The following is an 18,601-nucleotide window of genomic DNA, read 5'->3' as shown; positions in this document are numbered from 1 at the left end:
ATTATGCAATTTTAAAGGCCAGCAACGGCGCACCGTCGGCAACTTGGTCGCCGATCGCATACAACACTTCTTCGACCATGCCGTCGCCAGGGGCGGCGATGGTGTGCTCCATTTTCATCGCTTCCATGATCACCAGCGGTTCGCCTTTCTTGACGTGCTGGCCTTTTTCGACCAGCACCGCCACCACTTTGCCCGGCATCGGCGCAGTCAGACGGCCGCCATCGACTTCCGCTGCGCCGGCATGCGCCAGCGGATCGTTGTAATTGAGCGCGGTGTGAGCGCCGCCAGTGAAGACGTGGAATATATCGCCGTCGCGCACCACCGAGCCGCGCACCGCGCGCTGCTCCAGCGTCAGGCTGAAGTCGCTGTCGCCGTGCGCGCCCAGAGTCGTCTTGACCGATGTTGCGCCCAGCCCGACTTGCCAGCCATCCGATTGATAATCCACGGTGAGCGGCTGCGCCTCGGCATCGTCCAGCGCCGCATCGGCAAAATGCAGGGTGCGCTGCAATACGCTATTCATGCGCCAGCCGCTGGTGTTTCCGAACGGGTCATTCGCAGCCGCCGATTTTTCAGAAGTTACTAAAGCCACCGCTGCCAGCGCCAGCACGTCGATAGAGACCGGTGCTGCCGCTGGAAACAGCGCGTCACCGTTGCGCTCGATTAAGCCGGTATCCAGATCGGCGCCGGCAAACGGCGGGCTTGCGATCAGGCGCTGCAGGAAGCCGATATTATTCGCGAGGCCGACGATCTGATATTCGGACAACGCTTGCGCCATGCGCGCCAGCGCTTCGTCGCGGTCTTCGCCCCAGACGATCAGCTTGGCGATCATCGGGTCATAGAACGGCGAGATGGTGTCGCCCGCACGCACGCCGCTGTCGATGCGCACCGCAGCGGGGACAGATTCACCGCCAAGCTCAAAAGTTACCGCGGACGGCGTGCGCAAATGCTTGAGCGTGCCGGTCGATGGCAGGAAACCTTTTTCCGGATTTTCCGCGTAAATCCGGGCTTCAATCGCGTGGCCGTGCAGCTTCAATTCATGCTGCAGCAGCGGCAAAGGTTCGCCGGCGGCGACCCGCAATTGCCACTCGACCAGATCGGTGCCGGTGATCATTTCGGTGACCGGATGCTCGACCTGCAGGCGGGTATTCATCTCCATGAAGTAGAACGAACCATCCTGATTGGCGATGAACTCGACCGTGCCGGCGCCGACGTAGCCGACTGCCTTTGCTGCGGCCACCGCAGCGTTGCCCATCGCGGCGCGGCGCTCGAGCGTCATGCCGGGCGCCGGCGCTTCTTCCAGCACTTTCTGGTGGCGGCGCTGCACCGAGCAGTCGCGCTCGAACAGGTAGACGCAATTGCCATGAGTGTCGGCAAACACTTGTATTTCGATATGGCGCGGACGCTGCAGGTATTTTTCAGCCAGCACCCGGTCGTCGCCGAAGGAACTGATCGCTTCGCGCTTGCAGGACGCCAGCGCGGCCTTGAAATCGCTTGACTTCTCGATCACGCGCATGCCCTTGCCGCCGCCGCCGGCGCTGGCTTTGAGCAGCACCGGATAGCCCATCTTGTCGGCCTCAAGCTGCAGGAAATCGGCATCCTGATTGTCGCCGTGATAGCCCGGCACCAGCGGCACATCGGCTTTTTCCATCAGCGACTTGGCGGCCGATTTGGAACCCATCGCGCGGATGCTTGAGGCCGGCGGGCCGATGAAAACCAGCCTTGCTTTAACGCAGGCATCGGCGAAATCGCTGTTTTCCGACAGGAAACCATAACCCGGATGGATCGCCTGCGCGCCGGTGGCAAGGGCTGCCGCGATGATCTTGTCGGCGCACAGATAGCTTTCCTTGGCGGCGGCCGGGCCGATGCAGACCGCTTCGTCGCACACCGCGACATGCTTGGCGCTGGCGTCGGCCTCTGAATATACCGCGACGGTTTTGATGCCCATCTTGCGGGCGGTGGCGGCAACACGGCAAGCGATTTCGCCACGGTTGGCGATCAGGATTTTGGTGAACATGTGGATACTTTCTGGGGTGAGGCCGATTGGTGTGGAATTACGGTGAAGCGGGTTCCAAACCCGCTCCATCGTCACGGACAAGGGAATAGGTATTTCACCCGCCGCAGCGCTCTTTCTGCGCTTCGGTCAGGGTCGAGGCATGGGTTTTCAAACCGAGTTTCGCCAGCAATGCGCGGTCGTCCTCTGCTTCCGGATTGCCGGTGGTGAGCAGCTTGTCGCCGTAAAAAATCGAGTTGGCGCCAGCCAGGAAGCACATCGCCTGCACCGCTTCGCCCATCTGACGCCGGCCGGCCGACAACCGCACCCGCGCTTTCGGCATCGTGATGCGCGCCACCGCGATGGTGCGCACGAATTCGAGCGGGTCGAGCGCATCGATGCCGTGCAACGGCGTGCCTTCGACCTGCACCAGATGATTGACCGGCACTGATTCCGGATACGGATTCAGGTTTGCCAGTTGCGCGATCAGGCCGGCGCGCTGCTGGCGCGATTCGCCCATGCCGACGATGCCGCCGCAGCACACTTTCAGCCCTGCATTGCGTACCCGCCCCAGTGTATCCAGACGGTCTTGATATTCACGCGTGGAAATCACGTTATTGTAAAATTCCGGGGCAGTATCCAGATTGTGGTTGTAGTAATCGAGCCCGGCCTGCTTCAGGCGATTCGCCTGATCTTCTTCCAGCATGCCCAGCGTGGCGCAGGTTTCGAGGCCGAGTTGCTTGACTCCGCGCACCATTGCTTCAACCTTTTCCATGTCGCGCTCTTTCGGCGAACGCCAGGCTGCGCCCATGCAGAAACGGGTCGCGCCGCTGGCGCGGGCTTCGCGCGCTGCGTTCAGCACTTCGTCCAATTCCAGAATTTTCTTGGCTTCGACGCCGGTGTCGTAACGCGCCGCTTGCGGGCAATAGCCGCAATCTTCCTCGCAGCCGCCGGTCTTGATCGACAGCAGCGTCGCCAGTTCGACATCGCCCGCGGGGAAATGGGCGCGGTGCGTTTGCTGCGCCTGAAACATCAGGTCATTGAATGGCAACTCGAACAGCGCCAGCACGTCGGCCAGCGGCCAGGTCGCTTCTTGCGGCAAGGTGATGGCCGCTGCCGGCGGATGGAAGACCACTGCAGTGGATTGTTGCGTCGGGGTGTGGGACATCGTTATTCCTTCAGCGGTTCATGTTCGTTGGTGGTTGGCCGGCCAGTTCGGCAGGCCAGAAAAATCAAGATATTCGGCCGCGGCGGCAGCGCACGGCTGCGTCAGGTGCGGCACGCGGCCCAGCAGCGGAGCTGGGATGCGCAGCAATAGCGCTGCAATATTTTCGTCGGCGAAGTGCATGTCCGCCTCCAGTTCGTTGGCGACCCAGCCGGCCAGCAGCAGGCCGCGCGCGGCGATCGCTTCAACCGTCAGCAGCGCGTGATTGATGCAACCCAGTCGCAGGCCGACCACCAGCACCACCGGCAAGCCCAGTTGCTGCGCCAGGTCGGCAGTGTCGAAACCGTCGGACAGCGGCACGCGGAAACCGCCTACGCCTTCGACCACCACCGCGTCCGAGGCGGCGGCGATTTCGGTGTAGGCGGCCAGGATCGGCACCGATTCGATGCTGACGTCTTCCAACTCGGCGGCGATATGCGGCGCGGCCGCTTGCTTGAGCAGATAGGGCGTGGTCAGCGACGCCAGCATGACGACGTTGCCGGCTGCAGCCAGCAGGTCGGCATCGTCGTTGTGCCAGTCGGCGCCCTTCAGCACGGCCCCGGCCGCGACCGGCTTCATGCCGCAGGCGCGCACGCCGGTTTGCACCAGCGCGTGCAGCAGCGCCGCCGAGATCAGCGTCTTGCCAACGTCGGTGTCGGTGCCGGTGACGAAACAGGCGAAGCGCGAGGGCGTGCCGGTGGCGTCAGCGGCTGGCTCCAATTCGGTATTTGGAATGGCCGCCAATACGGCGTCAACTACGGTGTCATCACCGGGGGCAACTGCGTCGTCGAGACTCATATCGGCTCCATCGTCAAACTTCGATCACTTGTTCAAACACGGCCAGGGTGCGCGCCGCGAGGTCGTCGCTTTCGTCGTCGCTCAAGATATACGGCGGCATCAGGTAGACGGTGTTGCCGATCGGGCGCAGCAGCAATTCCTGCTCCAGCGCGGCGCTGAAGAAGCGCGCAGAGAAGCTCGCTGCCGCTGCCGGATCGCCGATCACCGCATCGAAGGCCCAGATCATGCCGCGCTGGCGGAAGTGGCGCACGCGCGGGTGATTTGCCAGCGGCGTCAGCGCAGCGGTCAGGCGCTCGGCGCGGGCGCGGTTGGTGCGCAGCACATCGTCTTCTTTGAAGATCGCCAGCGTCGCCAGCGCGGCGCGGCAAGCCAGCGGATTGCCGGTGTAGGAATGGGAGTGCAGGAAGCCACGTGTGACGTCGGCGCTGTAAAACGCCTGGTAGATTTCCTCGCGCGTCATCACCAGCGACAGCGGCAGGTAACCGCCGCTGATGCCTTTCGACAGGCACAGGAAATCCGGCCAGACGGTTTTGCCATCCAGCGCGGCCTGTTCGCAGGCGAAGAAAGTGCCGGTGCGGCCGCAGCCGACGGCGATTTCATCGGCGATCATGTGGACCTGATAGCGGTCGCACAGTTTGCGGACTTCTTGCAGGTAGACCGGGTCGTGCATCGCCATCCCGGTGGCGCATTGCACCAGCGGTTCGATGATGATGGCGGCGATATGGCTGGCGCGCTCGGCAAACAAGCGCTCGACGTCTAGGGCGGCGCGGCGCGCCACGTCTGCGGCGGTTTCGCCTTCGGCAGCACCGCGTGCATCGGGCGAGGCCACCACGTGCGAAGCGCGCAGCAGCGGGCCGTAGGCGTCCTTGAACAATGCCACGTCGGTCACCGCCAGCGCGCCGATGGTTTCGCCGTGGTAACTGCCCTGCAGGCAAACGAATTCCTGCTTGTCGCTTTTGCCGTTGTTGCGCCAGGCGTGAAAACTCATTTTCAGCGCGATCTCGACCGCGGAAGCGCCATCGGAAGCATAAAAACAGTGGCCCAGCACATGACCGGTCAGGTCCGACAATTTTTCCGACAATTGGATCACCGGCTCGTGCGTGAAGCCGGCCAGCATCGCGTGTTCGAGTCGGTCCAGCTGGTCTTTCAGCGCCGCGTTAATGCGCGGATTGGCGTGGCCGAACAGGTTGACCCACCAGGAACTGATCGCATCGAGATAACGCCGCCCTTCATGGTCGTACAGCCAGGCACCGCGGCCATGACTGACCGCGATCAGCGGCACCGGGTTTACTCCGGCGTGCTGCTGCATTTGGGTGCATGGATGCCAGACGCTGCGCAGGCTGCGTTCGACCCAGTCGGATTGTGCGTTTTCTGTCAAAACTGCTCCAGTAGCTTTTAGTCCGTTTCAGAAAGGACGGACTATACATCTGCAATATACCGTATTGTGTATTTTTAATATCGCTTTATTTGTATGCGGTAAATGGCATGTTTAAAGGCATACTCCTGTGTATTTAATGCATGTCGTTGCGGTCGGTATTTGTGATTTTGTAGGAGCGCACCCGGGCGCGACCGAATTGCCCATGCTGCCGATGATCGCGCCCGGGTGCGCTCCTACAGAAGCCACGCAGCGCCAATTTACGGTTGCAGCCAGCTTGGCTTGCGCTTTTCCAGAAAGGCGCTGACGCCTTCGCGTCCTTCCTCGGAGGCGCGGATCTGGGCGATGCCTTCGACGGTGTCGGCGATCAGGATGCCGCTGATCGGCTTGCCGCCGACTTCGCGCACCAGGCGTTTCGCCTGCCGCACCGCGTTCGGGCTATTGCTCACCAGCGACTTGACGATGCCAGCCACGCTTGCATCCAGCGCATGCAGCGCCACCACTTGATGCACCAGGCCGATGCGTAGCGCTTCTTCGGCGGCAAACCGTTCTGCGGTGAGGAAGTAGCGGCGCGCCGCATTCTCGCCCATGGCCTTGATCACATAGGGCGAAATAGTGGCCGGAATCAGCCCCAGCTTGACTTCGCTCAAACAAAAATTAGCTTCGTCAACCGTCACCGCGATATCGCACGCGGCCATCAGCCCCATGCCGCCGGCATAGCAATCGCCCTGGATTCTGGCAACTACCGGCTGCGGGCATTCGTAAATGACGCGCAGCATTTGCGCCAGCTGCGCCGCATCCGCACGGTTTTCTTCCTGCGTGTAGTCGGCCATCTTGCGCATCCAGTTCAGATCGGCCCCAGCGCAAAAGGCCGGGCCGCGCGCCCCCAGCACCACTGCACGGATGCTGGTGTCTATGCTGATTTCAAGGAAGGCCTGGGTGATTTCGGCGATCGTGATTTCGTTGAAGGCGTTGCGCACCTCGGGCCGGTTCAGGATCACCGACGCGGTGTGGCCGTCGCGTTGCAGTTCTATGGTTTGATAGTTCATGCTCACATCCTGAATAGGCCGAATTTAGTATCGGCAATCGGCGCATTCAGCGCGGCCGATAGCCCCAGTCCCAGCACCATCCGGGTGTCGGCCGGATCGATCACGCCGTCGTCCCACAGCCGCGCCGATGCATAGTACGGGTGGCCCTGGTGTTCGTATTGCTCCTTGATCGGCTGCTTGAAGGCGGCTTCTTCTTCCGCGCTCCATTCGCCGCCTTTGAGTTCGATGCCGTCGCGCTTGACGGTGGCCAAGACGCCAGCGGCCTGATCGCCGCCCATCACCGAAATCCGCGCATTGGGCCACATCCACAGGAAGCGCGGCGAGAATGCGCGGCCGCACATGCCGTAATTGCCGGCGCCGAAGCTGCCGCCGATGATCACGGTAAATTTCGGCACCGCGGCGGTCGCCACTGCGGTCACCATCTTGGCGCCGTTGCGGGCAATGCCTTCGTTTTCGTACTTGCGCCCGACCATGAAGCCGGTGATGTTTTGCAGGAATACCAGCGGAATCTTGCGCTGGCAGCACAGTTCGATGAAGTGGGTGCCTTTCAGCGCCGATTCGCTGAACAGAATGCCGTTGTTGGCGATGATGCCGACCGGCATGCCGTGGATGTGGGCGAAACCGCACACCAGCGTGGTGCCGTAGCGCGCCTTGAATTCATCGAAATCGCTGTCGTCGACGATGCGGGCGATCACTTCGCGCACGTCGAACGGTTTGCGGGTGTCGGTCGGGATCACGCCGTACAGCTCGTGCGCGGCGAACTTCGGCTCGCTTGGTTCGCGCAATGCCATCTCGTGCTTTTTCTGGCGGTTCAGGTTCGAGACGATGGTGCGCGCGATCGACAGCGCGTGCAGGTCGTTTTGCGCCAGGTGATCGACCACGCCCGACAGCCGCGTATGGACGTCGGCGCCACCCAGGTCTTCGGCGCTCACCACTTCGCCGGTAGCGGCCTTCACCAGCGGCGGGCCGCCGAGGAAAATCGTGCCCTGATCCTTGACGATGATCGATTCGTCGCTCATCGCCGGCACATACGCGCCGCCGGCGGTGCAGGAACCCATCACCACCGCGATTTGCGGAATGCCCTGGGCCGACAGGTTGGCCTGGTTGTAGAAGATGCGGCCGAAATGGTCGCGGTCGGGAAACACCTCATCCTGATTCGGCAGATTCGCGCCACCGGAATCGACCAGATAAATGCACGGCAGCTTGTTTTGCTCGGCAATTTCTTGCGCGCGCAAATGTTTCTTGACCGTGATCGGGTAATAGGTGCCGCCCTTGACGGTGGCGTCGTTGCAGACGATCACGCATTCCTGCCCGGCCACGCGGCCGATGCCGGTGATCACGCCGGCCGCCGGCGCGGCATTGTGGTACATGTCGAACGCGGCCAGCTGCGAGAACTCCAGGAACGGCGTGCCCGGATCGAGCAGCATCTGAACCCGCTCGCGCGGCAGCAATTTGCCGCGGGCGACGTGCTTCTTGCGCGCCGCTTCGCCGCCGCCTTCGGCAATCTTGGCGACCTTGGCTTTGAGGTCATCGACGATGATCTGCATCGCGGCCACATTGGCCTTGAAATCGTCCGAGCGGGTATTCAGTGTGCTTGTCAGTTGGGGCATTGCCGCATCCTTTTTTTATGTGTCTTGTGTTGTAACTCGTAGGATGGGTGCAACCCATCCTGTAAGTGCAATAGGCGATGGGTTTCACCCATCCTACGTGAATCAGGCGGTCTTCGATTCGTCCAGCTTGAGTTCTTCTTTCATCATTTCGCGCATCTTGAATTTTTGCACCTTGCCGGTGATGGTCATCGGGAACGCATCGACGAAGCGCATGTAGCGCGGCACCTTGTAATAGGCGATCTGGCCGTCGCAGAATGCCCGCAGTTCCGCGTCGTTCAGCGTTGCGCCGGGCCGCAGCACGATCCAGGCGCACAGTTCTTCGCCGTATTTCGGGTCCGGCACGCCGACTACCTGCACATCCTGAATCGCCGGATGGCGGTATAAGAATTCCTCGATCTCGCGCGGGTAAATGTTTTCGCCGCCACGAATCACCATGTCCTTGATGCGGCCGACGATGTTGACATAGCCTTGCGCGTCCATGGTGGCCAGGTCGCCGGTATGCATCCAGCCGTCGGCGTCGATCGCCTCTTGGGTTTTTTCCGGATCGCCCCAGTAACCATGCATCACCGAATAGCCGCGGGTGCACAGTTCGCCGGTGACGCCGATGTCCACGGTTGCGCCCGCGGTGCTGCCCGATTCCGGATCGGCGATCTTGACTTCCAGATGCGGCTGCACCCGGCCGACGGTGGCCACGCGCTGTTCCAGCGGCGTGTCGGCATTGCTCTGGCAACTGACCGGACTGGTCTCGGTCATGCCGTAGGCAATCGTGACCTCGGCCATGTGCATGTCGCGCATCACGCGCTTCATCACTTCGATCGGGCATGGCGAGCCGGCCATGATGCCGGTGCGCAACATGGACAGATCGAATTCGGCAAAGCGCGGATGATCGAGCAGCGCGATGAACATGGTCGGCACCCCGTGCAAACCGGTGCAGCGCTCGTCCTGCACCGCTTGCAGCACCGACAACGGTTCGAAGCCGTCGTTCGGATAGACGATAGCAGCGCCATGCGTCAGGCAAGCCAGGTTGCCCAGCACCATGCCGAAGCAGTGGTACAGCGGCACCGGAATGCACAGCCGGTCGGCGCCGGTCAGGCGCATCGCCTCGCCGACGAAGAAGCCGTTGTTCAGGATATTGCGGTGCGTCAGCGTGGCGCCTTTGGGGAAGCCGGTGGTGCCGCTGGTGAACTGGATATTGATCGGATCGCGGGCGTCCAGCGTGGCGGCGACTTGCGCCAGCCGCGCATCCTGCGCGTCGCCGCGGGCGATGAAATCGTCAAAGCGCAGCATGCCGGGGACGTTCTGCTGACCGAGGTGGATCACGGTTTTCAGATCCGGCAGCCGCGCGGAATCGAGCGCGCCGGGCGCGCAATCGGCCAGCTCCGGCGCCAGGGTCTGGATCATCTCGATATAGTTGCTGTTCTTGAATTCCGGCATCGCGATCAAGGCCTTGCAGCCGACCTTGTTGAGAGCGTATTCCAGCTCGGCCAGGCGGTAGGCGGGATTGATGTTGACCAGCACCACGCCGATATTGGCGGTGGCGAGTTGGGTCAATAACCACTGCGCATTGTTGTGCGACCAGATGCCGATGCGGTCGCCATGCCGAAGGCCCAGTTGCAGCAGCGCGCTAGCCAGCCGCCGGGCTTCGGTCTGCAATTCGCGGTAGGTATAGCGGATGTTTTGATGGCAGGAAACCAGCGCTTCGCTGTCCGGCACGCGCGCCACCATCGCGTCGAAAAAAGCGCCGATAGTCTGTTCGATCAAGGCGCCGTCGCGTGCGCCTTGGTCATAGCTGGTGGTTAAGTTAGTTAAGTTCGTCATTGGATTTGTCCTATGCTATTCAATCACTCCGGAAAACTGCCATCAACATAAAACCAGCGCCCCTGTTCCCGCACGAAACGGCTGACCTCGTGCAGGCGGTGGGCGCGGCCACCGATCTTGTAACGCGCAACAAATTCCACGGTATCGCTGTCTGCGCTGGCGTCACACTGTTCTGTATCTTCAGGTGCTTCTTTATGCGTTTTTTGGCGCATTTCTTGACGTTTACGTAAACGTAAATTCAGCGGCGATTTTACCGTAAGTCCGAGCCAGGTCAAGCCCGCCTCGTCATCGAATAATCCCGCCACCGGGCGCGTGCTGTGATGCCAGGTCGCACGCAAATATGCGTCGTCGCGCAGCGTGTAGGCGGTATACCGCGAGCGCATCAGCGCCTCGGCAGTCGGCGGCACTTGCGCCCCTGACAGGAAAGGCGCGCAGCAATCGGCAAACGCGCCGCCGCCGCAAGGACAGGCGATGGCGGTGGCTTGATCGCTTTTTTTCATGGCATCTGCGCAGTCACGATTTACAACGCGCGGCCGATCAGAATCTTCTGGATATCGCTGGTGCCTTCATAAATCTGGCACACCCGCACGTCGCGGTAAATCCGCTCCACCGGAAAATCGCTCACATAACCGTAACCGCCGTGGATCTGGATCGCGTCGGAGCAGACTTTTTCCGCCATCTCGGAAGCGAACAGTTTGGCCATCGCCGCTTCCTTCAGGCACGGCAATCCGGCATCTTTCATGCTGGCTGCGTGCTGGATCAGCTGGCGCGCCGCTTCGATCTGGGTCGCCATATCGGCCAGCCTGAACTGCACCGCCTGGTGATTGAAGATCGGCTGGCCGAAGCTTTCGCGTTCTTTCGCATACAGCAGCGCGGCCTCGAACGCGGCGCGCGCCATGCCGACTGCTTGCGAGGCGATGCCGATGCGCCCGCCTTCGAGCCCGGACAGCGCAATCTTGTAGCCCTGGCCCTCTGCGCCGATCAGATTTTCACGGGGAACGCGGCAATTCTCGAACAGGATTTGCGCGGTTTCCGACGAATGCTGGCCGAGCTTGTCTTCCAGCCGGGTCACGATATAACCGGGGGTGTCGGTCGGGACCCAGAACGCGCTGATGCCCTTCTTGCCGGCCGCCTTGTCGGTGACCGCCATCACGATCGCGACATCGGCGTACTTGCCGCTGGTGATGAATTGCTTGACGCCGTTGATCACGTAATGATCGCCGTCCGGGCTGGCGGTGGTGCGCAAGGCGGCGGCGTCGCTGCCGGTATGCGGCTCGGTCAGGCAGAATGCGCCCAGCATCTCGCCGCGCGCCAGCGGTTTCAGGAATTGTTCTTTTTGCGCGTCATTCGCGTACATCATCGCGATGCTGCATACCGGGCAATTGTTGACCGAAATCACGGTCGAGGTGCCGCCGTCGCCGGCGGCGATTTCTTCCAGCACTAGCGCCAGCGACTGGTAATCCAGTCCGGCTCCGCCCAGCGCTTCCGGCACCGCCACGCCGAACGCGCCGAGTGCGGCCAGTTCCTTCAACTCTTCCTTCGGAAAATGATGTTCCTTGTCCCAGCGCGCCGCGTTGGGCAGCAAGCGTTCTTGTGAAAATGCGCGCAATGCGTCGCGGATCATTTGGTGCTGTTCGGATAAGACCATGTCGGGAGCTGCCTTGTGAAATTTTTGGAAACCTGTATAGAATTTAAGTAGTGCAGGCACGACAGGCCTGCACTACTTAATATTTACGCCAGTTCGATTGCAACCGCGGTAGCTTCACCGCCGCCGATGCACAGGCTGGCGACGCCGCGTTTGCCGCCGGTTTTTTTCAGCGCGCCGATCAGCGTGACGATGATGCGCGCGCCGGATGCGCCAATCGGGTGGCCCAGTGCGCAAGCGCCGCCGTGCACGTTGACCTTGTCGCGTGGAATGCCGTGCTCTTTCATCGCGGCCATCGGCACCACGGCGAACGCTTCATTGATCTCGAACAGATCGACGTCCGCCGTGCTCCAGCCGACTTTCTTGTACAGTTTTTCGATCGCGCCCACCGGCGCGGTGGCGAAAGCGTTGGGCGCTTGCGAATGGGTGGCGTGCGCCAGCATCCGGGCCAGCACCGTGCAGCCGAGCTTTTTTGCAGTCGATTCGCGCATCATCACCAGCGCGGCAGCGCCGTCGTTGATCGAGGAAGACGAGGCGGCGGTGATGGTGCCGTCTTTCTTGAACGCCGGTTTCAGATTGGGGATTTTGTCGAGCTTGGCTTTCAGCGGGCCTTCATCTTTTTCGACAATCACATCGCCGCCGCGACCGGATACGGTGACCGGCGCGATTTCCCACTGGAACGAGCCGTCAGCGGTAGCGGCCTGCGCGCGCCGCACCGATTCCATCGCAAAGGTGTCTTGCTGTTCGCGGGTGAATTGATATTGCTCCGCGCATTCCTCGCCGAAAGTGCCCATCGAGCGGCCTTTTTCGTAGGCGTCTTCCAGTCCGTCGAGCATCATGTGGTCATAAATCATGCCGTGGCCGATGCGGTAACCGCCGCGCGCTTTCGGGATCAGATACGGCGCGTTGGTCATCGATTCCATGCCGCCGGCGACGATCACTTCATTGGTGCCGGCGGTGATGGTGTCGAACGCGAAAATCGCGGCCTGCATTGCCGAGCCGCACATCTTGGACATCGTGACCGCGCCCGCCGACAGCGGCAAGCCAGCCTTGATCGAGGCTTGGCGCGCAGGCGCCTGGCCTTGTCCCGCCATCAGGCAGTTGCCGAAAAATACGTTTTCGACCAATTCCGGATTGACGCCCGAACGCTCGACTGCCGCCTTGATGGCGACCGCGCCGAGTTCATTGGCAGAAATAGAGGAAAAATCACCCTGGAAGGCGCCCAACGGAGTACGTGCTGCGCCGACGATTACGATTGGATCATGCATTTGACACCTCTTTAAAAGTAAATTAAGACTTACGCGAAATACGGATGTTTGTCAGTGGCGGAGGTTTGCAGTTCTAGGTACTGACTGGTGTGTTTTTTAATTCCGCAATGAAACTAAGCGGCAACACCTTGTTTTTAAGCATACACCCTGTTTTTTTATATCCTTAACTGACGTTGCTCACGGTGCATGCAAGACATGAAGCGCACCGTAGGATGGGTGAAACCCATCGCATATCGAACTTACGTGATGGGTTTCACCCATCCTACGGCGCTAAAAATTACATGTCATCAATACCGGTTAATGAAACGGGATTGCTGCTTATACGGAAAAACATCGCTGTACTGGCCGGCCAGCAACTGGTCTTTGTAAGACTGCCACATGGCCGGATCGAAAAAGTCGGGATGGTGCTGCAGGAAATACTTGCGCACCCGCGCGTCGCCCAGCAGGAAGGTGCGGTAGGTTTCCGGAAAAATATCGTGCGGGCCGACGTTGTACCAGGTTTCGCCGCTCATTTCCTCCTCTTCGTTGCGCGCTTCCGGCACCTTGCGGATCACGCAGTCGGTCAGGTATTCGATCTCGTCGTAATCGTAAAACACCACCCGGCCGTGGCGGGTCACGCCAAAGTTCTTGTACAGCATGTCGCCGGGGAAGATATTGGCGGAAATCAATTCCTTGACCGCCAGTCCGTACTCGATGATGCCGTGCTCGACTTGCGCATCGGTGCCTTGCTGCAGCCAGATATTCAGCGGCGTCATGCGGCGTTCGATGTAGCAATGCTTGATGAAAACTTCCTTGTCGATGATTTCTATCTGCGACGGCGCGTGCGTTTGCAGTTCGTGCAGCAGCGCTTCATCCATGCGGTTAAGGGGAAAGGCGACATTCGAAAACTCCAGCGTATCGGCCATGCGTCCGCCGCGGTCATGCTCTTTGACCAGCTTGTATTTGGACTCGATCTTGGCGCGCGTGGTTTCCTTCGGCGGCGGGAAATAATCCTTGATCACCTTGAACACATACGGAAACGACGGCTGGGTAAACACCAGCATGACCAAGCCCTTGATGCCGGGCGCGATGATGAAATCGTCGCTGGAATGCTTCATGTGGTGCAGGTAATCGCGGTAAAACAGGTTCTTGCCGTGTTTTTGCAAGCCCAGCGACGTGTAGATTTCGGCCTTGGGTTTGCGCGGCATCAGCGTGCGCAAGAACTGCACGTAAGCCGAAGGAACTTCCATTTCAACCAGGAAATAAGCGTGCGTATAGCTGAATACGATCGCCAGTTCCTGCTCGCGAAACAGCGCGGTGTCGATGCGCAGGCTGCCGTCCGGGTTGTGCCGGATCGCCAGCGCCAGCGGGATCACATTGTCGTCATCGATGACGCGGCCGATCACATACGCGGTCTTGTTGCGGTAAAACAGCGCGTTAAGCACATGGATCTGAAAATTCTGGGCCGCTGCGGGCGGCCCGAATTCATCCTCGAAAGCGCGCACCACCCAGCCGGCATCGCGCTCCAAATCCTCGAACGGCGTTGCCATCGCACAATTGTTGACGATGCGCGCTATGGTTTTGGCGAAGCCGTCCTGGATCGGGTAATAGGCGCGGTAAGTCGGGCGGCTGGCCGGCTCGTCGTTTTCGATATATTCGGTCGCCACCGCCGGATGCACGAAAATGAAATCGTTGTTGTAATACGAGCGGTGCATCATCCGGGTAAACACCGAATTGTAGAAAGTCTCGGCCAGCTCCGGCCGGTGATAGCGGGTCAGGAGGCCGATGTAATGCAGCTTGACCTGCTGCCAGACTTCGTCATCGAGCGTGGCGGCGTCGTACTCGTCTTCCAGGATTTCCACCGCTTCCTTGACGCGGGCATCGTAGAACGCGATGCGGTCGCGCTGCAACTGGCGCATCCCATGCCAGTCCTGCGCCTCGAAACGCTGGCGCGCAGTCTGGCTGGCTTCCTGGAATAGCCGGTAATGCTTGTCGAAGCCGTCCAGCATGGTGCGCGCCATGTCGTAGCCGACTTGCGACGATAAAAGTTTGGGAAAGGTGGATGCGTTCATGGAGTGGTGTCGGATGCCGGTTCTGTGATGGGTTTGTAACTGGCTAATTTAGCACTATTGGGCATCCACGGAAAACATCAATAAGGTGGGCGGGTGCAACCCGCGCTTTTTGCGCGATCCAGCGGTGCGGGTTGCACCCGCCCTACTATTCCCATCAGGATGCCACGTATTCGTAGGTGCGAATTTATTCGCACTCCTTACTATCCGATGCTATTCCATGCGAACTAGTGCGAATAAATTCGCACCTACGGCGCTGTTGTTTCCTGTTTTTACATCGTCTCGGCAAACAATTCGCGGCCGATCAGCATGCGGCGGATTTCGCTGGTGCCGGCACCGATTTCGTACAGCTTGGCGTCGCGCCACAAGCGGCCGACCGGATATTCGTTGATGTAACCGTTGCCGCCCAGGGCCTGGATCGCTTCGCCCGCCATCCAGGTGGCTTTTTCAGCCGAATACAGAATCGCGCCGGCCGCATCCTTGCGCAGCGCACGCACCGCTTCCGGATTTTTGGCCCGGTCGCAGGCCTGGCCGACTGCATATACATACGACTTGCAGGCCATCATGGTCGAATACATGTCGGCCAGCTTGCCCTGCATCAGCTGGAATTCGCCGATCGCCTGGCCGAATTGCTTGCGGTCGTGGATGTACGGCACCACCACGTCCATGCAGGCGACCATGATGCCCAGCGGCCCGCCCGACAACACGGTGCGCTCGAAATCGAGGCCTGACATCAGCACGTTGACGCCACGCCCGAGGCCGCCGAGGATATTTTCCGCCGGCACTTCGCAATCCTGGAACACCAGTTCGCCAGTGTGCGAGCCGCGCATGCCGATCTTGTCGAGTTTTTGCGCAATCGAAAAACCCTTGAAGCTTTTTTCGATGATGAAAGCGGTCATGCCGCGCGGGCCGGCTTCCAGATCGGTTTTGGCGTAGACCACCAGCGTATCGGCGTCGGGGCCGTTGGTGATCCACATCTTGTTGCCGTTCAGTACATAGCGGTCGCCCTTCAGATCGGCGCGCAGCTTCATGCTGACCACGTCGGAGCCGGCGTTCGGCTCCGACATCGCCAGCGCGCCGATATGGTCGCCGGAGATCAGCTTCGGCAGGTATTTGGCTTTTTGCTCGGGCGTGCCGTTGCGCTTGATCTGGTTCACGCACAGATTTGAATGCGCGCCATACGACAGCCCGACCGAAGCCGAGGCGCGTGAAATTTCCTCCATCGCGATGATGTGCGCCAGGTAGCCCATGCCGATGCCGCCGTCTTCTTCCGAGACGGTAATGCCGAGCAGGCCGAGGTCGCCCATTTTTTTCCACAGGTCCATCGGGAACTGGTCAGTGCGGTCGAGTTCAGCGGCGCGCGGCGCGATTTCAGCCTGCGCGAATTGGGCGATGGTGTCGCGTAGCGCGGCGATATCTTCGCCGTGGTCAAAGTTCAAGCCGGATAAATGGAGCATGTCGTCCTCACGTTGGATTGGAATTTACAGAAGTTAATCTATAAGAATTAATTTATAGAAATTAATTTACAGGAATTACAAACAGGGTTTGCTGCATGATCGCGCAGAGTTTTTCCACGCCATCTTTGACTACAAAGACCTCGGCGCTGGAAACCACCAGCGTCTTGCCGGCTTTCAGCACTTTGCCGCGTGCGATCAGGGTGTCGCCGATGCCGGGCGCGACGAAATTGATCTTGTATTCGGCCGACAGGCATTCATGACTTGGCATCAACAGCGTATTGGCCGCATAACCGCCAGCCGCATCGGCCAGCGTGCCGATTACGCCGCCATGGAAAAAGCCGTGCTGCTGAGTCACCGCCGCGCTCATCGGCAGCACGATTTCGCAGGCGCCATCGGCCGCGCTGGTCAGGCGCGCATTCCACGCCATCAGCACGCCTTGCTGCACGAAACTGGCCGCCAACTGGGTTGCCACGGGTTCGGATGAAATCGGTTTTGGCATCGCGTGCTCCGGGGTTGTTGGGAAATTGGAACGCAAAATTTGAACGCAAATAATACCTGCAATTGACGTTTACGTTAACGTAAGCGTCAACTATATTTCAACGCTGATCAATGTTCGATCAACTATTTGCGCCGGATTCATTGCCTCATTTGCCGGCGGCAGCGCTTGCCGCCGGGGCGTTTGCCACTGCCGCATTCTTTTTGGATTTGACCTTGACCGGCTTGCCGCCGGCCAGCACGCGCCGGCATTCGGCTTCGTGGGCGGTGATTTCCGCCAGCGAGGCGGCGATGTCTTCACGCTGCTGCTCCAGCATCTTGCGGTGCTGGGTCAGCACGTCGAGGAAACTCTGGGTCTGGACCGCGGTGTCCTTGGGCGACTCGTACATGTCCACCAGGCTTTTGATTTCCTGCAGGGTCAGGCCGAGGCGCTTGCCGCGCAGCGTGAGTTTCAGGCGGGTGCGGTCGCGCGCCGCGTAGATCCGGCTGCGCCCGCCGGCGCCTTCGCGTGCGGGGCTGATCAAACCCTGGTCTTCATAAAAGCGGATCGCGCGCGGCGTGATGTCGAATTCGCGCGCCAGTTCGGTGATGGTATAGGTCGGCATGAGGCGGTAAGTTGAATTTGTGTTTAGAATCGCAGTTAACGTTAACGTCAACCACATTGTATAGGCGAGATTGCCTATCGTGTAAATCCTAAAATAGGAAAGCCCGCCATGAATGCTCTGGAAGCACAACTCGATTACCCGTTCGGCGACAGCTTGCCGGCCTCCGGTACCTTGTTTGAAGTTGCACCGGGCCTGCACTGGCTGCGCATGGGTTTGCCGTTCGCGCTGAACCACATCAACCTGTGGCTGCTGGAGGATACTTTTCAGGGCGAAACCGGCTGGACCATCATCGATTGCGGCATCTCCAATGACGCTACCCGCGCCAACTGGGAAGCGATCTTCGCTACCCAACTGCGCGGCTTGCCGGTGCTGCGGGTGATCGCCACCCATTGCCATCCGGATCACGTCGGCCTGGCCGACTGGCTGTGTAGCCGCTGGGATGCGCCGCTATGGATGACGGCTGGCGAATACAGCTTTGCGCGCATGATGTCGGCCGCGCTGCCGGGCGTGGACGGCACCGCGATGCTGCCGCACTTCCAGCAGCACGGCTTGATCGATCCGGTAATGCTGGAGACTTTGCAGGGCCGCAAGAGTTATTACCCGACGCTGGTGCCGGCGATGCCCGCCGCCTACCACCGCCTGCGGGAAGGCCAGAACGTGCGCATCGGCAACCGCGACTGGCGCGTGATTACCGGCTTCGGCCATTCGCCCGAACATGCGGCGCTGGCCTGCGCCGAGGATGCGCTGCTGATTGCCGGCGACATGGTGTTGCCGCGCATTTCGACCAATGTCTCGGTGTTTGCGGTCGAGCCGGAATCCAATCCGGTGCGGGAATATCTGGACTCATTGCAGAAGTACCTGACACTGCCAGCCGACACGCTGGTGCTACCCAGCCACGGCAAACCTTTTCGCGGCCTGGCGACCCGCATTGCGCAGTTGAGCGAGCATCACCAGGCCCGTTTGGCCGAAGTGCTGGCCGCTTGCGCCAAGCCGAAATCCGCCGCCGAGATCGTGCCGATCATGTTCCAGCGTCCGCTCGATTCGCATCAGTTGAGCTTCGCGCTGGGCGAGGCGCTGGCGCATTTGCATCTGCTGTGGTTTGACGGCAGCCTGCAGCGCACGGTCGGCGACGATGGGATTTATCGGTTTCAGGCAGTGGCGGGAACAGCGCTGTAGGGCGGGTGCAACCCGCACCACGTTACTAGGCATTGTATAAATTGATGCTGCAATGAATATATG

Annotated in this window: 15 protein-coding genes; 1 reads left to right on the top strand and 14 read right to left on the bottom strand. The window is 60.4% G+C overall.

Annotated features, from left to right (window positions below):
• Nucleotide 1 precedes the first annotated feature (1 nt).
• From FKCLFG_RS16195 to FKCLFG_RS16130, 14 genes are all read right to left on the bottom strand, one after another.
• On the bottom strand, nucleotides 2-2,014 hold the full coding sequence (locus FKCLFG_RS16195) for an acetyl/propionyl/methylcrotonyl-CoA carboxylase subunit alpha (protein ID WP_472614094.1): 2,013 nt from the start codon (nucleotides 2,012-2,014) through the stop codon (nucleotides 2-4).
• Nucleotides 2,015-2,108: 94 nt separating this feature from the next.
• Nucleotides 2,109-3,158 (bottom strand): biotin synthase BioB, encoded by a 1,050-nt coding sequence (gene bioB, locus FKCLFG_RS16190; RefSeq protein ID WP_472614093.1) that lies wholly within the window; start codon nucleotides 3,156-3,158, stop codon nucleotides 2,109-2,111.
• Nucleotides 3,159-3,176: 18 nt separating this feature from the next.
• Complete coding sequence (bioD, locus tag FKCLFG_RS16185) at nucleotides 3,177-3,992, bottom strand: dethiobiotin synthase (protein WP_472614092.1); 816 nt, start codon at nucleotides 3,990-3,992, stop codon at nucleotides 3,177-3,179.
• 13 nt (nucleotides 3,993-4,005) lie between these two features.
• On the bottom strand, nucleotides 4,006-5,370 hold the full coding sequence (gene bioA / locus FKCLFG_RS16180) for an adenosylmethionine--8-amino-7-oxononanoate transaminase (protein ID WP_472614091.1): 1,365 nt from the start codon (nucleotides 5,368-5,370) through the stop codon (nucleotides 4,006-4,008).
• Nucleotides 5,371-5,627: 257 nt separating this feature from the next.
• Complete coding sequence (locus FKCLFG_RS16175) at nucleotides 5,628-6,416, bottom strand: enoyl-CoA hydratase/isomerase family protein (RefSeq protein ID WP_472614090.1); 789 nt, start codon at nucleotides 6,414-6,416, stop codon at nucleotides 5,628-5,630.
• Nucleotides 6,417-6,418: 2 nt separating this feature from the next.
• Complete coding sequence (locus FKCLFG_RS16170; protein WP_472614089.1) at nucleotides 6,419-8,026, bottom strand: carboxyl transferase domain-containing protein; 1,608 nt, start codon at nucleotides 8,024-8,026, stop codon at nucleotides 6,419-6,421.
• 102 nt (nucleotides 8,027-8,128) lie between these two features.
• Nucleotides 8,129-9,844, bottom strand: a complete 1,716-nt coding sequence (locus tag FKCLFG_RS16165) for an AMP-binding protein (protein ID WP_472614088.1) — start codon at nucleotides 9,842-9,844, stop codon at nucleotides 8,129-8,131.
• Between the two features lie 23 nt (nucleotides 9,845-9,867).
• On the bottom strand, nucleotides 9,868-10,344 hold the full coding sequence (locus FKCLFG_RS16160; protein ID WP_472614087.1) for a YchJ family protein: 477 nt from the start codon (nucleotides 10,342-10,344) through the stop codon (nucleotides 9,868-9,870).
• A gap of 20 nt (nucleotides 10,345-10,364) precedes the next feature.
• On the bottom strand, nucleotides 10,365-11,492 hold the full coding sequence (locus FKCLFG_RS16155; protein WP_472614086.1) for an acyl-CoA dehydrogenase family protein: 1,128 nt from the start codon (nucleotides 11,490-11,492) through the stop codon (nucleotides 10,365-10,367).
• Between the two features lie 83 nt (nucleotides 11,493-11,575).
• A complete protein-coding gene (locus FKCLFG_RS16150) occupies nucleotides 11,576-12,757 on the bottom strand; it encodes an acetyl-CoA C-acetyltransferase (RefSeq protein WP_472614085.1) in 1,182 nt (393 codons plus the stop codon).
• Between the two features lie 287 nt (nucleotides 12,758-13,044).
• Nucleotides 13,045-14,808, bottom strand: a complete 1,764-nt coding sequence (aceK, locus tag FKCLFG_RS16145; RefSeq protein WP_472614084.1) for a bifunctional isocitrate dehydrogenase kinase/phosphatase — start codon at nucleotides 14,806-14,808, stop codon at nucleotides 13,045-13,047.
• A gap of 269 nt (nucleotides 14,809-15,077) precedes the next feature.
• On the bottom strand, nucleotides 15,078-16,262 hold the full coding sequence (locus tag FKCLFG_RS16140) for an isovaleryl-CoA dehydrogenase (RefSeq protein ID WP_472614083.1): 1,185 nt from the start codon (nucleotides 16,260-16,262) through the stop codon (nucleotides 15,078-15,080).
• Between the two features lie 61 nt (nucleotides 16,263-16,323).
• Nucleotides 16,324-16,761, bottom strand: a complete 438-nt coding sequence (locus FKCLFG_RS16135; RefSeq protein WP_472614082.1) for a PaaI family thioesterase — start codon at nucleotides 16,759-16,761, stop codon at nucleotides 16,324-16,326.
• A gap of 145 nt (nucleotides 16,762-16,906) precedes the next feature.
• Nucleotides 16,907-17,362, bottom strand: a complete 456-nt coding sequence (locus FKCLFG_RS16130; protein ID WP_472614081.1) for a MerR family transcriptional regulator — start codon at nucleotides 17,360-17,362, stop codon at nucleotides 16,907-16,909.
• Between the two features lie 108 nt (nucleotides 17,363-17,470).
• On the opposite strand from FKCLFG_RS16130, the gene FKCLFG_RS16125 reads away from it, so the two are divergent.
• On the top strand, nucleotides 17,471-18,538 hold the full coding sequence (locus tag FKCLFG_RS16125) for an MBL fold metallo-hydrolase (RefSeq protein WP_472614080.1): 1,068 nt from the start codon (nucleotides 17,471-17,473) through the stop codon (nucleotides 18,536-18,538).
• Nucleotides 18,539-18,601: the final 63 nt, after the last annotated feature.

The sequence above is a fragment of the Gelidimonas denitrificans genome (assembly GCF_055694065.1).
Note: the sequence above shows the minus strand (reverse complement) of the source record. Positions and strands in the feature narration are given on the sequence as shown.

Excerpts from the sequence above, each read along its gene's own strand:
- FKCLFG_RS16195 (WP_472614094.1), bottom strand. The coding sequence starts at position 2,014 with ATGTTCACCAAAATCCTGATCGCCAACCGTGGCGAAATCGCTTGCCGT.
- bioB (WP_472614093.1), bottom strand. The coding sequence starts at position 3,158 with ATGTCCCACACCCCGACGCAACAATCCACTGCAGTGGTCTTCCATCCG.
- bioD (WP_472614092.1), bottom strand. The coding sequence starts at position 3,992 with ATGAGTCTCGACGACGCAGTTGCCCCCGGTGATGACACCGTAGTTGAC.
- FKCLFG_RS16175 (WP_472614090.1), bottom strand. The coding sequence starts at position 6,416 with ATGAACTATCAAACCATAGAACTGCAACGCGACGGCCACACCGCGTCG.
- FKCLFG_RS16170 (WP_472614089.1), bottom strand. The coding sequence starts at position 8,026 with ATGCCCCAACTGACAAGCACACTGAATACCCGCTCGGACGATTTCAAG.
- FKCLFG_RS16165 (WP_472614088.1), bottom strand. The coding sequence starts at position 9,844 with ATGACGAACTTAACTAACTTAACCACCAGCTATGACCAAGGCGCACGC.
- FKCLFG_RS16160 (WP_472614087.1), bottom strand. The coding sequence starts at position 10,344 with ATGAAAAAAAGCGATCAAGCCACCGCCATCGCCTGTCCTTGCGGCGGC.
- FKCLFG_RS16155 (WP_472614086.1), bottom strand. The coding sequence starts at position 11,492 with ATGGTCTTATCCGAACAGCACCAAATGATCCGCGACGCATTGCGCGCA.
- FKCLFG_RS16150 (WP_472614085.1), bottom strand. The coding sequence starts at position 12,757 with ATGCATGATCCAATCGTAATCGTCGGCGCAGCACGTACTCCGTTGGGC.
- aceK (WP_472614084.1), bottom strand. The coding sequence starts at position 14,808 with ATGAACGCATCCACCTTTCCCAAACTTTTATCGTCGCAAGTCGGCTAC.
- FKCLFG_RS16140 (WP_472614083.1), bottom strand. The coding sequence starts at position 16,262 with ATGCTCCATTTATCCGGCTTGAACTTTGACCACGGCGAAGATATCGCC.
- FKCLFG_RS16135 (WP_472614082.1), bottom strand. The coding sequence starts at position 16,761 with ATGCCAAAACCGATTTCATCCGAACCCGTGGCAACCCAGTTGGCGGCC.
- FKCLFG_RS16130 (WP_472614081.1), bottom strand. The coding sequence starts at position 17,362 with ATGCCGACCTATACCATCACCGAACTGGCGCGCGAATTCGACATCACG.
- FKCLFG_RS16125 (WP_472614080.1), top strand. The coding sequence starts at position 17,471 with ATGAATGCTCTGGAAGCACAACTCGATTACCCGTTCGGCGACAGCTTG.